Annotated in this window: 10 protein-coding genes; 6 read left to right on the top strand and 4 right to left on the bottom strand. The window is 41.8% G+C overall.

The features are described from left to right. The gene (gene srmB, locus AAEU29_RS06325) at positions 1-1,230 is read right to left on the bottom strand and encodes an ATP-dependent RNA helicase SrmB (protein WP_421972531.1); all 1,230 of its coding nucleotides are present in this window, start codon (positions 1,228-1,230) and stop codon (positions 1-3) included. A 76-nt stretch (positions 1,231-1,306) separates the two neighbouring features. Between srmB and AAEU29_RS06320 the strand changes: the two genes are divergently transcribed. Beyond that, positions 1,307-2,011 carry a tRNA1(Val) (adenine(37)-N6)-methyltransferase gene (locus tag AAEU29_RS06320; protein ID WP_421972530.1) on the top strand — a complete coding sequence of 235 codons (705 nt, stop codon included), beginning with the start codon at positions 1,307-1,309 and terminating at the stop codon, positions 2,009-2,011. A gap of 8 nt (positions 2,012-2,019) precedes the next feature. Here the strand turns inward: AAEU29_RS06320 and fldB are convergent, their stop codons facing one another. Further along, positions 2,020-2,541, bottom strand: coding sequence for a flavodoxin FldB (gene fldB, locus AAEU29_RS06315; RefSeq protein WP_421972529.1), 522 nt, complete (start codon positions 2,539-2,541; stop codon positions 2,020-2,022). 73 nt (positions 2,542-2,614) lie between these two features. Between fldB and xerD the strand changes: the two genes are divergently transcribed. The 5 genes from xerD (at position 2,615) to lysS (ending at position 8,913) form a co-directional block, all read left to right on the top strand. Beyond that, on the top strand, positions 2,615-3,520 hold the full coding sequence (gene xerD / locus AAEU29_RS06310) for a site-specific tyrosine recombinase XerD (RefSeq protein WP_421972528.1): 906 nt from the start codon (positions 2,615-2,617) through the stop codon (positions 3,518-3,520). 79 nt (positions 3,521-3,599) lie between these two features. After that, positions 3,600-4,334, top strand: coding sequence for a bifunctional protein-disulfide isomerase/oxidoreductase DsbC (gene dsbC, locus AAEU29_RS06305; protein WP_421972527.1), 735 nt, complete (start codon positions 3,600-3,602; stop codon positions 4,332-4,334). A gap of 65 nt (positions 4,335-4,399) precedes the next feature. After that, positions 4,400-6,124, top strand: coding sequence for a single-stranded-DNA-specific exonuclease RecJ (gene recJ, locus AAEU29_RS06300; RefSeq protein ID WP_421972526.1), 1,725 nt, complete (start codon positions 4,400-4,402; stop codon positions 6,122-6,124). Positions 6,125-6,244: 120 nt separating this feature from the next. After that, a protein-coding gene (gene prfB, locus AAEU29_RS06295; protein ID WP_421972525.1) for a peptide chain release factor 2 occupies positions 6,245-7,343 on the top strand; the annotation gives its coding sequence in 2 pieces (ribosomal slippage) (positions 6,245-6,319 and positions 6,321-7,343; 1,098 coding nt in all). Positions 7,344-7,371: 28 nt separating this feature from the next. Then, positions 7,372-8,913 (top strand): lysine--tRNA ligase, encoded by a 1,542-nt coding sequence (gene lysS / locus AAEU29_RS06290; RefSeq protein WP_421972524.1) that lies wholly within the window; start codon positions 7,372-7,374, stop codon positions 8,911-8,913. 76 nt (positions 8,914-8,989) lie between these two features. On the opposite strand, the gene AAEU29_RS06285 is transcribed toward lysS, so the two are convergent. Together AAEU29_RS06285 and AAEU29_RS06280 are read right to left on the bottom strand one after the other, a co-directional pair. Beyond that, a complete protein-coding gene (locus AAEU29_RS06285) occupies positions 8,990-9,838 on the bottom strand; it encodes an HDOD domain-containing protein (protein ID WP_421972523.1) in 849 nt (282 codons plus the stop codon). 221 nt (positions 9,839-10,059) lie between these two features. Beyond that, positions 10,060-13,389, bottom strand: a complete 3,330-nt coding sequence (locus AAEU29_RS06280; RefSeq protein ID WP_421972522.1) for an efflux RND transporter permease subunit — start codon at positions 13,387-13,389, stop codon at positions 10,060-10,062. Positions 13,390-13,392: the final 3 nt, after the last annotated feature.

Genomic DNA, 13,392 nt, shown 5'->3' with positions numbered 1-13,392 from the left:
TTACTTCTTTTTCGCTTTTTTCTTGGCTTTCTTTTTCGCTTTCATTTTTTCTGGATCTTTTTTCTTTTTCGCCGGCAGTTTCGCTTCTTTGTGCTTTGGCTCCAAGCCTTTAATCGTGCGGCGTTTAAGTTTTTGCTCGGTGTAGCGCTCAACTTTTGCCAAAATTTCTACATCATGAGCTTCAACAAATGAAATCGCTGTGCCTTTTTTACCTGCGCGGCCTGTACGGCCAATGCGGTGTACATAAATATCCGCGGTGCGTGGCATATCGAAGTTAATTACATGGCTAATATCAGCTACATCGATACCGCGTGCGGCAACGTCTGTTGCAATTAATACGTTTGTACGGCCGGTATCAAAGCTTTTAAGTGCGGCTAAACGTTTATCTTGAGGCATTTCACCACGCAACCAAGTGGTTTTAATGTCTTTCGCGAATAACTCGCCAACTAGCTGCTCTAAACGCTCACGTGTTTTAACGAACACAATGGCCTTTTCAACTTCTTCCGATTTTAAAATCGCTTCAAGTTGTTCCACTTTATGTTCGCGGTTATCTGATAAATGCACCCATTGATGGATTTTGCCTTTTTCGCGGCGCGATGGGGTTGCTTCTAAAAGTGCAGGATCATTAAGAATGCGCTCTGCAAATAGCTCAACGCTGTCGCCCTCTAATGTGGCTGAGAACAAAAAGCACTGTTTACGGTTTTTTGCTTCATCGCAAATTCGTAGCATTTCTTTACGAAAGCCCATGTCTAACATGCGGTCCGCTTCATCAAGAATAAGTACTTCAACATCTTCTGCGTGGAAGTTTTCTGAATTTAAGTAATCCATTAAACGACCAGGCGTAGCAATCAGAATGTCGTTATTTTTTTCAAAAATCTCTTTATGGCTACCGTAGTTAATACCACCGGTTACCACACCAATTTTAAGGTGAGTTTGTGCAGCTAATGCATTTGCTTGTTCATACACTTGATAGGCGAGTTCACGTGTTGGTGTCATAATAAGTACGCGCGCAAAACCTGGATTACGTCTTGGGAAATCAATCAGGTATTGCATTGAACCAAGTAAAAACGCAGCTGTTTTACCAGTACCGGTTGGTGAACTTGCTAAAATATCGCGACCTTTCATCGCTGCAGGAATAGCGAGCGATTGAATGCTAGTCGGTTTATCAAAACCCATTTTTTCAATGGCGTTTAATAATTTGGGATCAAGATCTAGGTCAGCAAAGTGCATAAGGAAATAAACATAAATGAAAATTAGCTGTATTATACACCGAATCAGGCAATAGGGCAGAGGGCATTTTACCGCAATGTCGGGTTTTACTTTTAAGCAGTTTCATATTAACCACGATAAATGTGCCATGAAAGTGGGCACAGACGGTATTTTACTGGGCGCTTTGGCACCTATTGAAGGCGCAAATACAGCATTAGATATTGGCACAGGTACGGGGCTAATTGCTTTGATGCTTAAGCAACGTGCGCCTAGTTTAGCGATCACAGCCGTTGAAATTGATTTGGCAGCGTACAATCAAGCAAAAGAAAATATTTCAGCGTCGCCTTGGACGGATTTAAATGTGTGGCAAGGCGATATCAAAGAATTTCAAGCAAATACAGCATTTGATCTAATTGTTTCAAATCCGCCATTTTTTAATGATTCACTTAAAAGTGATAATGTACAGCGCATGACAGCACGCCATACGGATGGCTTATCGTTTGATAGTTTATGTGCTAAAGCGGCGAGTTTATTAAGTAAAAAGGGCCGGTTTTGTGTGGTATTGCCAACAACCGAGTTAAGCCGATTTGAAAGTGCCGCAGATAACGCTAATTTAATGGTTATTAAAAAGCTGTGGGTATTCACTAGCAAAAAGAAAGCTGCAAAACGCGTGTTACTGTGTTTAGCGCACAATGATGAGTTGCAAACGTTAGTTGAAGAAGAATTGATTATTCACGCTGAAAGTGGCGAATACAGCACAGCCTTTAAAGCACTGTGCCGCGATTTTTATCTGAATTTTTAAGTCGAAAATTAAAGTGTTTCGGCGTATTCAGTCATCACTTGCTCAACCCAAGTAGCAATGCGCTCATCACTTTTTTCGTACTGGCTGTCTTCATCAAGTGCCAGGCCAACAAACTGTGTGCCATCTTCGGTTAATGCTTTTGACGCTTCAAACTCATAATCGTCTGTATTAGGCCAGTAGCCTAAAAAGGTCACGCCTTGCGGTTTTATTTTGTCGTGCAGCATGCCTAATGCATCTTGAAACCATTGGCCATAGCCTTGCTGATCGCCCATGCCAAAAAGCGCAATGGTTTTACCACTTAAGTTAACCGACTCAATATCATCCCAAATCGATTCCCAATCTTCTTGTAACTCGCCAAAGTCCCAAGTAGAAATACCAAATATTAAGAAATCGAAATCTTCTGCGTTTTTCAGTGGCTCGTCTTTAATATTGTGAAGTGAAATGATGTCTTCACCGATAATTTGCTGAATTTTTTCTGCAGCCATTTCGGTGTAACAGGTTGTAGAGCCAAAAAATAAACCAATTTTCATATTAAATTTGTGCGTTGCCGAGAGCTTGATATGATAGGCGCTAGTTTACCTTAACCTATGTGTTATTAATACATTGACAGAAAAACAAACCCCAAGTGTTGAAAATAGCCAACAGATAGAGCAGTTTTTAGATGCCCTTTGGCTTGAGCAAGGTTTAAGTGAAAATACCTTATCGGCCTACCGCAGCGATTTAAATAAATTTGCGATTTTTATTGCGAAAACATCACTTTTTGATGTTGATGAAGGCATTATTCTCGATTATTTAGCTTATCGTCGAGATAACGGTTTTTCAGCGCGCAGCACGGCTCGGGCGCAAAGTGCGTTAAAACGCTTTTATTTGTATTTTATTGGTTTAAAAAAACTTTCTAGTTCACCGCTTGCCCATATTGAACAGCCAAAGCTAGGTCAGTCATTACCTAAAACTTTAACAGAACAAGAAGTTGAAGCTTTACTTGATGCGCCTAATCTTGAAGAGCCCATTGAGCTAAGAGATAAAGCAATGCTTGAACTGTTATATGCAACAGGGCTTCGCGTAAGTGAATTAGTTGGCCTGCGTATGGAGCAAATCAATCTGCGTCAAGCTGTGGTATTTGTTAAAGGTAAAGGTAATAAAGAACGTTTAGTGCCGATGGGAGAAGTGGCGCTTGAGTACATTGAAGCGTTTATTAAGCTGGCGCGACCGCAGTTAATTAAACATGCAACCGACTTTGTTTTTCCGTCAAAACGCGGCATAGGTATGACTCGGCAGACCTTTTGGCATCGCATTAAACATTATGCGTTAATTGCGAATATTCAAACGGAATTATCACCGCATACCTTACGTCATGCGTTTGCCACACATTTGATTAATCATGGCGCTGACTTACGCGTGGTGCAAATGATGCTTGGTCATAGTGACTTATCGACCACACAGATTTATACTCATGTAGCAAAAGAAAGGTTAAAATCCATTCATCAGACGCATCATCCAAGGGCTTGATGACAAAATACGGAATTTTATGTGGCTTAGTACGGTCTAAATATTTATAAGCCCCAGTATTTAAAAATAGAGAAAGCAAATGAAAAAACTAGCAATCGCAGCTGCTTTGTTGAGTGCGGCATTTAATATTTCAGCAAATGGTGTCGCAGCAGCGAGTGTTGATCCAATTGAAACGAAAATCATTGCTGAATTTGAGAAAATTGGTTTAAAAGCAAGTGGTGTTGCAGAAACGCCAGTAAAAGGGTTATACGAAGTATTAACCAATCGCGGCGTACTTTACAGCACGGCAGATGGTAAATACTTACTGCAAGGTACGTTACTTGACCTTGAAAACAAAGAAAACTTAACGGAAGTTGCACTTGGTAACTTACGTAAAGAAGGCGTAAAACAATTTGCAGACTCAATGATTGTTTACCCAGCTAAAAATGAAAAATACAAGGTAACAATCTTTACAGATATTACTTGTGGTTACTGTCGTAAATTACACCGTGAGTTAGAAGATTACTTAGATGCAGGCATTACGGTGCAATATCTTGCTTACCCGCGTGCAGGTATACCAAGTAAAGGTTTTGACGACTTACAAGACATTTGGTGTGCAAAAGATGCGGCTAAAGCACTTACAGATGCAAAAGCAGGTGAAGATGTGGTTGATGTTGCTGCCTGTAATGCACCAGTAAAAGAGCAGTTTGAAATGGGTCAAAGCTTTGGTATTACGGGTACGCCGGCAATCATTTTAGAAGATGGTACGCTTATTCCGGGTTACCAGCCAGCAGCGCAATTAAAGCAAATTCTTGAAAGTAGCACAAAAGGGTAATCTAACCAGTTTGTGAAATAGGGCCGTAAAGGCCCTTTTTAGTCTGGGATTATTAAAAACGGTTCATGCAAAAAACAATTCAAACTCGAGCACGCGTTGACGACAGTCATTTAGATGCATCGCTTCATCCTGTTATTAAACAAATTTATGCTTCTCGTGGCATTAAAAACAATACTGAACTCGACAACAGTGCAGCGTCACTGCTTGATTTTCGCTTGTTAAAAGACATTGATGTTGCAGCAAATATCTTAATTAATGGGCTGCAAAAACAGGCAAAAATTTTAATTGTTGGCGATTTTGATGCCGATGGCGCAACTAGCACCGCGGTATTAATGGAAGGCCTGCCAATGTTTGGCTTTCAACATGTTGATTACTTAGTGCCAAACCGCTTTAACCTAGGTTATGGCTTAAGCCCGCAGCTTGCAGAGCAAGTAGTGCAAATCAAACCGGATATTTTAATTACAGTCGATAACGGTATTTCCTGTTTGCAGGGTGTTGAAATTTGTAAGCAAGCTGGCATTCAAGTGATAGTAACTGATCACCATTTGCAAGGTGAGCAACTACCGAATGCCGATGCGATTGTTAACCCGAACCGCTTTGATTGTCAGTTTCCATCAAAAGCCTTGGCAGGGTGTGGTGTTGCGTTTTACTTGCTGGTGGCACTTCGCCACATGTTACGAGAGCAAAGTTATTTTGAAAACTCCGGCTTAGCACAACCTAATTTAGCGAGTCTTTTGGATATTGTGGCGCTGGGTACTGTGGCCGATGTGGTGCCACTCGATACCAATAACCGTACTCTGGTGTATCAAGGTTTGGCGCGTATTCGCGCAGGACGCACCCGCCCTGGTATTTTGGCTTTAATTGAGGTTGCCAACCGTAATAGTTATCGTCTGCAAGCCAGTGACTTTGGCTTTGCGATTGCGCCACGGCTTAATGCGGCAGGGCGCTTAGATGACATGAGTTTAGGTATCGCCTGTTTACTGAGCCGTGATGGTAATCAAGCAAGGCGCATTGCCTCAGAACTTGACGGGTTAAACCAAGAGCGCCGCGAAATCGAACAAGGCATGCAAATTGAGGCAAACGCAGTGCTAGAACGCTTAGTATCAAAGTCACAAGAGATTCCAGATGCAGTGTGTCTATATCAAGATGATTGGCACCAGGGTGTTATTGGTATTTTAGCTGGGCGTTTAAAAGAGCAATATCATCGTCCTACTGTGATTTTTGCACAGGGCGAAAATGGCGAAATTAAAGGTAGTTGCCGCTCGATTCCTGGGCTACACATGCGTGATTTGTTAGAGTCAATTTCAACGAAACACCCAGATTTAATTTTAAAATTTGGCGGTCACGCGATGGCGGCGGGGTTATCAATTTTAGAAAGCGACTTTACACGCTTTAAGCAAGTGTACTCAGATGCAGTAGCAAATACGTTAGCTGAAGAAGATAAACACGCGGTGCTATTAACCGACGGTAATTTGCCAGCTGATTGTTTTAATTTGAATTTTGCTAACCAGCTTAAGCAAGCTGGACCGTTTGGTCAGAGCTTTCCTGAACCGCTATTTGACGATGTTTTTTATGTTATTCAACAGCGTATGGTGGGTGAAAAACATTTAAAATTAGTATTGCGACATGCATCGGGTTTAGATGTTGACGCGATTGCCTTTAATGTTGATTTAAGGGCGTGGCCAAATACCGCTGCTGAAAAAGTACGTTTAGCCTATCAGCTTGATATTAATGAGTTTAGAGGCAAGTTTTCGCTGCAATTACTGGTTAGCGAAATACAATTGGCATAGATAAGAAATATTTATGCGAAAAAATGGTTTTGAATCTAATCAAAACCATTTTTTTTTGCTAAAATTCCCGCCTTTGATTATTGCCAAGAATTCGGGCAAAACACCTGTTGGAGTGATGTAATGTTTGAAGTGAATCCTGTGATTAACCAAATCAAGGAAATTCGCGAACGTACCGACCAACTTAGGGGGTATCTTTGACTACCCTCTTAAGAAAGAGCGGTTAGAAGAAGTTAATGCCGAATTAGAAGATTCAGCAGTATGGAATGAGCCTGAAAAAGCACAGGCGTTAGGTCGTGAAAAATCGAGCTTAGAAGCAATTGTTGAAACCATCGAAAATCTTGAGCAAGGTGCTGAAGATGTGGAAGGTTTAGTTGAACTTGCGGTTGAGGCTGAAGACGAAGACACGTTTGCAGAAGCAGAGTCAGAGCTTGAAGATTTATTAGGTCAGCTGGCAAAACTTGAGTTCCGCCGTATGTTCTCTGGTGAGCAAGATAGTAACGATGCCTACATCGATTTACAGTCAGGCTCGGGCGGTACTGAAGCACAAGACTGGTGTAATATGCTGCTACGTATGTATTTACGTTGGGCAGAAGCAAAGGGCTTTAAAGCTGAAATCGTTGAAGCGACCGATGGTGATGTTGCCGGTATTAAAGGTGCCACGGTAAAAGTATCAGGCGAGTATGCATACGGTTGGTTACGCACTGAAACAGGTGTTCACCGTTTAGTGCGTAAAAGCCCATTTGATTCAACGGGTCGTCGTCATACGTCATTTGCTTCAGCGTTTGTTTATCCAGAAGTGGATGACAATATTGAAATTGATATTAACCCAGCCGATTTACGTATTGACGTATATCGTGCATCGGGTGCGGGTGGTCAGCACGTTAACCGTACAGAATCTGCGGTACGTATTACTCACTTACCGACCAATACGGTAGTACAGTGTCAGAATGATCGTTCGCAACACAAAAACAAAGACCAAGCAATGAAGCAGTTAAAAGCTAAATTGTTTGAGCTTGAAATGCATAAGCAAAATGCTGAAAAGCAGGCGCAAGAAGATGCAAAATCGGATATTGGCTGGGGTAGCCAAATTCGCTCGTACGTACTGGATGATTCTCGCATCAAAGATTTACGTACCGGGGTTGAAAACCGCAATACTCAAGCCGTATTAGACGGCGATTTAGATAAGTTTATCGAAGCCAGCCTGAAATCTGGCCTTTAATTTAAACCAAGCAACTTAGAGCTATAACATGACAGATCAAATTCAAGACGAAAATAAATTGATTGCAGAGCGTCGTGCCAAGCTAGATGCGATTCGTGAGAATTGCTCAGCTAATGGTCACCCGAATACTTTCCGCCGTGAAGATTACACAGTAGATCTACAAGCTAAGTTTGGTGATAAATCGAAGGAAGAGTTAGTCGAATTAGACCACCAAGTTTCAGTAGCAGGCCGTATCTTAGCAAAACGTGGTCCTTTCCTTGTATTACAAGATATGAAAGGCCGTATTCAGGCGTATGCTTCAAAAGAAGTTCAAGCAGCACTTAAAGAAAAATATGGTCAATTAGATATCGGTGACATCATCGGTGTATCTGGTCCGTTACATAAATCAGGTAAAGGCGACCTTTACGTAGATATGGTTCAGTACGAGCTACTAACTAAATCACTACGTCCATTACCTGAAAAATTCCACGGTTTAACAGACCAAGAAGCAAAGTACCGTCAGCGTTATGTTGACCTTATCACTAACATGGATACCCGTGAGACTTTCCGTATTCGTTCAAAAGTGATTGAAGGTATTCGTCGTTTCTTAGCTGAGCGCGACTTTATGGAAGTTGAAACACCAATGCTTCAGGTTATTCCTGGTGGTGCATCAGCGCGTCCATTCGTGACTCACCACAACGCGTTAGACATCGACATGTACTTACGTATCGCACCAGAACTATACCTTAAGCGTTTAGTTGTGGGTGGTTTTGACCGCGTATTTGAAATTAACCGTAACTTCCGTAACGAAGGTCTTTCAACGCGTCATAACCCAGAATTCACAATGATTGAATTCTACCAAGCGTACGCTGACTACAACGACCTAATGAATTTAACTGAAGACATGTTACGTACCGTTGCACAAGATGTACTTGGTACAACAACGGTTGTTAACACAGTTAAAAACGCTGAAGGTGAAGTTGTTGAGACAATCGAATATGACTTTGGTAGCAAATTTGAGCGTCTATCTATGGCTGATGCCATCATCAAGTTTGGCCCAGATGCAGCTGAAATCGCGCATATCTTCAAAGATCCTGAAAACCACTTCGACGAGCTAGTAGCTTATGCGAAGAAAGTACACGTTAAGATCCCAGAAAAATGTGTATGGGGTGCAGGTAAGTTCTTATGTGAGATCTTCGAAGAAACAGCTGAGCACAAGCTAATTCAACCGACTTTCATCACTGAATACCCGTGGGAAGTATCACCACTTGCACGTCGTAACGATGAAAATCCATTTATTACTGATCGCTTCGAATTCTTCGTAGGCGGCCGTGAATTAGCAAATGGTTTCTCTGAGCTTAACGATGCAGAAGACCAAGCGGCACGATTTGCACGTCAGGTTGAAGAGAAAGATGCCGGTGATGATGAAGCAATGCACTTTGACGATGATTATATCCAAGCACTTGAGTATGGTTTACCGCCAACAGCAGGTGAAGGTATTGGTATCGACCGTCTAGTAATGTTATTTACTGACTCACCAACAATTAAAGATGTAATCTTATTCCCGCATATGCGCCCGCAAGCGGACTAAGTAACGTCATATAAAAAAACCCAGCCATGTGCTGGGTTTTTTGTTTTCAAGGGGCTTTAAAAAGAAGTATTCACTTTTAATGAGAAGAAATTAAATATTCATCCACATCTTCTTTTAAATCTTGGAAATCATCATCGTATAACTGCAGTATATCTAACACGTCTTGTTCAATAGTGTGCCACTGTGGCTCTGGGCGAAATTGCCTTGCAACATGAACGAAATTTTCAGCAAGACGCAAACAGGCAAAGCAGCTGCGCTCAAATGCGTCATTACAGCTATTGATAAAGTCATTACTGTGATGTTGTAAAATTAATTGGCAGATTTGTTTTGGTAAATTCCAACTGGTGGCTAGGTAATACCCTACAACTGCATGGTTGGTTTTAAATCGGTTTTCTTCTTTATTGATTAAAGGCGTTGTGTCATTTTCTCGGTGTTCTTGTAAAAGATTAGCATAATTTTCAAAGCGAATAGCCATCGCCGGAATACCTGCGTCATGAAAAAGGCCAATTAAATGTAAGTTCTCTGGTGGTAAAGGAGACTTAAGGTGTTTGGCAATAATGCAAGAAACACTGGCGATATCATTGGCATTATCCCAAAAGCGACTTAATGACACCGAACATTTACTTTGATCGTATGCTTGCTTTAACAGGTAACCTGTCACTAGGTTGGTAATGTTTTCTAATCCTAAAAACATTACAGCTTGACGAATATCACTAATGGTTCTGGCAAGCCCATAAAACGGACTGTTGATAATTTTAAGTACTGCAGCGGATGTTGCCACATCTGCCGCAATAATATCGGCAACGCGAAACAGTTCAGGCTCTTGGCTCAATTCATCTTGCAGGGCTTGCAAGATATCGGGTTTAGCAGGAATGGTAAAACCCGTTGCAACATCGTTAAGTATTTTACTGTCTATTTCTATCATCAGTTCGCTTATTTTTAGCAAGCCACTTAATTACTATAGACAAAGATTGTCATGCAGATGAAATTGAAAGTGTGATTTATAACAAATCACTTAAATAGCAGCTTATTTTAGCGGGCTAAATGTTATATAAACTGTGTTTGAAATTATTAAATAGAGTACTAGATAAAAAATCCCAGCCGGAGCTGGGATTTTTGGTCAGTCATCAATTTAGATTTCCATATCTAAGCGGCTGTCCGTAAATCGGTGTCTTCTGATTGTTGTTTTACATCAGAATCCTTAAGTAAGAAGCTTAATATGACTGGCACTAAAATCAAAGTGAATATTGTTGAAACCACTAATCCACCAACCACAACACCGCCTAAACCTCGGTATAGCTCACTACCAGCACCTGGCATTAATACCAGAGGTAACATGCCTCCGACAGAAGTAAGTGTAGACATCATAATTGGGCGAACACGGCTTTCAACAGACTCTTTAATCGCCTGTTGTGCATTTAAGCCCTTATATTTCAGATTGTTAAGCGCTTGGTGCACAATCAAGATTGCATTATTTACAACTACACCTGCCAGAATAACAAAGCCTAATAAGGTTAATACATCAAGGTTTTGTATCGGCGTGTAACGGTCAAACACGCTTGCCCAATGCACAGCAGCAAGTCCCATAAAGCCACCTAATGTTGCAAGCGGTACGCTTACCATAATAACAAGTGGGTATTTCCAGTTTTGGAATAAAATAACCATTACCAGATACACCACAAACATTGCTAGAAACATGCTTGAACTTAATGTGCCAAAAACACTGCCATCACCTAATAACGACTTTTTAAGGTCTGCCAGTTTACCGGCACTACCAGCAAGATTAACCTCTACAGCAGGTGAAATAGCGCCCGCGCCGCGCAGTTCACTAACCAAGGTATTCACTGATGCAATGGCTTGCTCAAGCGGCATTCCTGCAGGTGGCGTAAATTGTAATGTTACCGCGCGCTGACGTGAAACGTGCTTAATTTGGTCAACGGTTTGTGTACGCTCAACCAGTGCCAAAGATTGTAAATCTACTACCTGACTTTGCGGTGTTGCAAGCGGTGTTTGCATCAGTGCATCAATCGGAAAATCACCTTGTTGCGCATTCGTTACGATTTTAAGATCTTTTAACTCACCACCAACCGCAAAACTGTTCATCATAATAATGCCATCACCATTTGCTTGCACGGCCAAGCCTAAATCACGACGCGTCATGTTAAGTTCGGCTAAACGTTCATCTAGCGGCTTAATTGATAGCTCTGGCGTTGGTAGTAAAAAGTTAGCTGGCTCTGGAATGGTTGCGTAGGGACCATAATTGCCGATTAACTTAAATAGCAAGGCTGTTGCACCATTAGTGATTTGCTCTAAGTCATCACCTACTAAGTCGATTTGAATTGCGCTACCTGTTGTACCACCGGTATTAAAAAGTGGAAACTGGAAAGCAAAACCAATTACATCAGGCGCGTTTACACCCATTAATGTTTGGTTTAAAAAGTCGACTGCATCAATGGTTTTATCCGCTTCTTTTGGGATCATGCCATGGAGTATTTGACCGTCCATGGCAACTAAGAAATAGTGATCGATTTCTGGTGCTTTAATGGTACTGCCATCCATTAATTGAATGTCAGGCACGCTTTGCGTTAAGTCTGGCTCACCACCGCGGATCACTGTTTCAGCTTGGTATTTATCGCCAGTGACTTCCCATGCAGGGCGCAGTACTTTTTCAATACGGTCGCCAATTTCAGATACTTGATCAAGGTTATAACCTGGCGGCGGTACCATAAAACCAAAGGCAAAATTACGGTTACCTTTTGGTAAGTAATCAAGCGGTGGAATAAGTAATGCAATACCCACAAGTGTCACAACGGCAAAGCTAGTCACCACAGTCACTTTTCGTTTGGTAGTGCTGGTAATGGCAATAAAGAGTTCGCCAATTTTATTAGGAAGTTGTGCTGCTTTTTTCTCTATTTCAGCTAGTTTACCCGTTTTCAGTTTGACCTGTTTAGAGTCACTACGAGCACGTAAGAAGTAAGCACCCGCTACTGGAATAACTAAGACAGAAACGACAAAACTAATAAAGACTGCTGCCATGATGGCAAGTGATATATCGCGAAAAAGCTGACCTGCGCTGTCGGCAATCGTTAAAATTGGCACAAATACCACGAGTGTTGTCATGGTAGACGCAAACACTGCGCCTGCAACCTCTTGCGTACCTTCAACACTGGCTTTAAGCGGTTTTTTACCCATTTCTAAATGGCGGAAAATATTTTCGATAACCACAATGGCATTATCAACTACCATACCTACCGCAAAGGCCATGCCCGCAAGCGATACGATGTTAATCGAACGACCAAGAGCAACCAAAATTACTACAGATGCAATCACTGAAATTGGAATCGCGATAGCAATAACGCCAATAGTACGCAGCGAGCGTAAAAATAGTAGCAGGGTAATAACGGCAAGTAAGCCACCGACCATAATATTGCTTTGCACTAAATCAATGGCGTTTTCAACATAGCTAGATGAGTCCCAGGTAGTAACTAGCTCAATCGTACCATTGATACCAAGCTTTTTAGCATGTTGCTCAAGCATGCCATCGGGCTTATTAAGCTCTGCTATTTCCGCTTTTAGCGAGTTCATGGTTTCAAGTAAGTTTGCACCATGCGCCAGCTGAAAGTTGAAAAATGGCATTTTCACACCGCGAGCACGCACCCAATCACGCATATCTTTGTAGTCGAGTTTTACTGTCGCAATGTCTTTAACATATACCGGGCCGCGGCTATCTTTGCGGATCACAATATTTTCAATAGTTGCTACATCGCTAAAACGCCCCATTGCACGCACACGAATATCATTTTTACCATCGGGTAGCCTGCCACCAGAGTAGTTGCTATTGGTAATTTGTATGGCGTCGACTAGTTGGCTGTAAGTAATGCCAAAATTAGCAAGTTTGATCGGGTCAATTTGAATTTGCAGCTCTTGCTCACGAGCACCTAAAATGCCTACTTTTGAAATACCTTTGATGTTTTCAAGGCGTGGACGTAATCGGCGCTCCATAAAATCATATAGGGTAGTGTTGTCAAAACTCGGGTCGGTTGCAGCAAGGCCAACCCAGGCAATGTAGTCTACCGACATCGGGTCAACGCCTTCAACTGTCGGTTCCGATACGCCCATAGGGTAGGCGGGAACTTCATTAAGTTTTTGTACAACTTCTGCTTGTGCTTGTTTAATATCAGTGCCAGTTTCAAACTCTAAACGCAGCTGCGCTGCAGACGTTTGGCTAATACTGGTTAACGACACTAAGCCATTGACATCAGACAGCACTTTTTCCTGTTCGATAACAACGTCTGATTCGATTTCTTCAGGGCTGGCGTTTTCCCAAAAGGTACGCACGCTAACTACCACAGAATCAACCGATGGCGTCATTTGTACTGGAACTTGTGTAAAAGCTAAAATACCCGCTAATACTGATAAAATAACAGCGACGATAACACTTATGGGTTGTTTAACCGCACTTTCTACAATCTTCATATC

The organism is Pseudoalteromonas aquimarina (assembly GCF_049257255.1).
GTDB lineage: Bacteria > Pseudomonadota > Gammaproteobacteria > Enterobacterales > Alteromonadaceae > Pseudoalteromonas.
The sequence above is the reverse complement of the archived record's forward strand: the minus strand, read 5'-3'. Positions and strand labels throughout refer to the sequence as shown.

What these genes read in the sequence shown, in the direction of transcription:
- srmB (WP_421972531.1), bottom strand. Translation starts at nt 1,230, where the DNA reads ATGCACTTTGCTGACCTAGATCTTGATCCCAAATTATTAAACGCCATT.
- AAEU29_RS06320 (WP_421972530.1), top strand. Translation starts at nt 1,307, where the DNA reads ATGTCGGGTTTTACTTTTAAGCAGTTTCATATTAACCACGATAAATGT.
- fldB (WP_421972529.1), bottom strand. Translation starts at nt 2,541, where the DNA reads ATGAAAATTGGTTTATTTTTTGGCTCTACAACCTGTTACACCGAAATG.
- dsbC (WP_421972527.1), top strand. Translation starts at nt 3,600, where the DNA reads ATGAAAAAACTAGCAATCGCAGCTGCTTTGTTGAGTGCGGCATTTAAT.
- recJ (WP_421972526.1), top strand. Translation starts at nt 4,400, where the DNA reads ATGCAAAAAACAATTCAAACTCGAGCACGCGTTGACGACAGTCATTTA.
- lysS (WP_421972524.1), top strand. Translation starts at nt 7,372, where the DNA reads ATGACAGATCAAATTCAAGACGAAAATAAATTGATTGCAGAGCGTCGT.
- AAEU29_RS06285 (WP_421972523.1), bottom strand. Translation starts at nt 9,838, where the DNA reads ATGATAGAAATAGACAGTAAAATACTTAACGATGTTGCAACGGGTTTT.
- AAEU29_RS06280 (WP_421972522.1), bottom strand. Translation starts at nt 13,389, where the DNA reads ATGAAGATTGTAGAAAGTGCGGTTAAACAACCCATAAGTGTTATCGTC.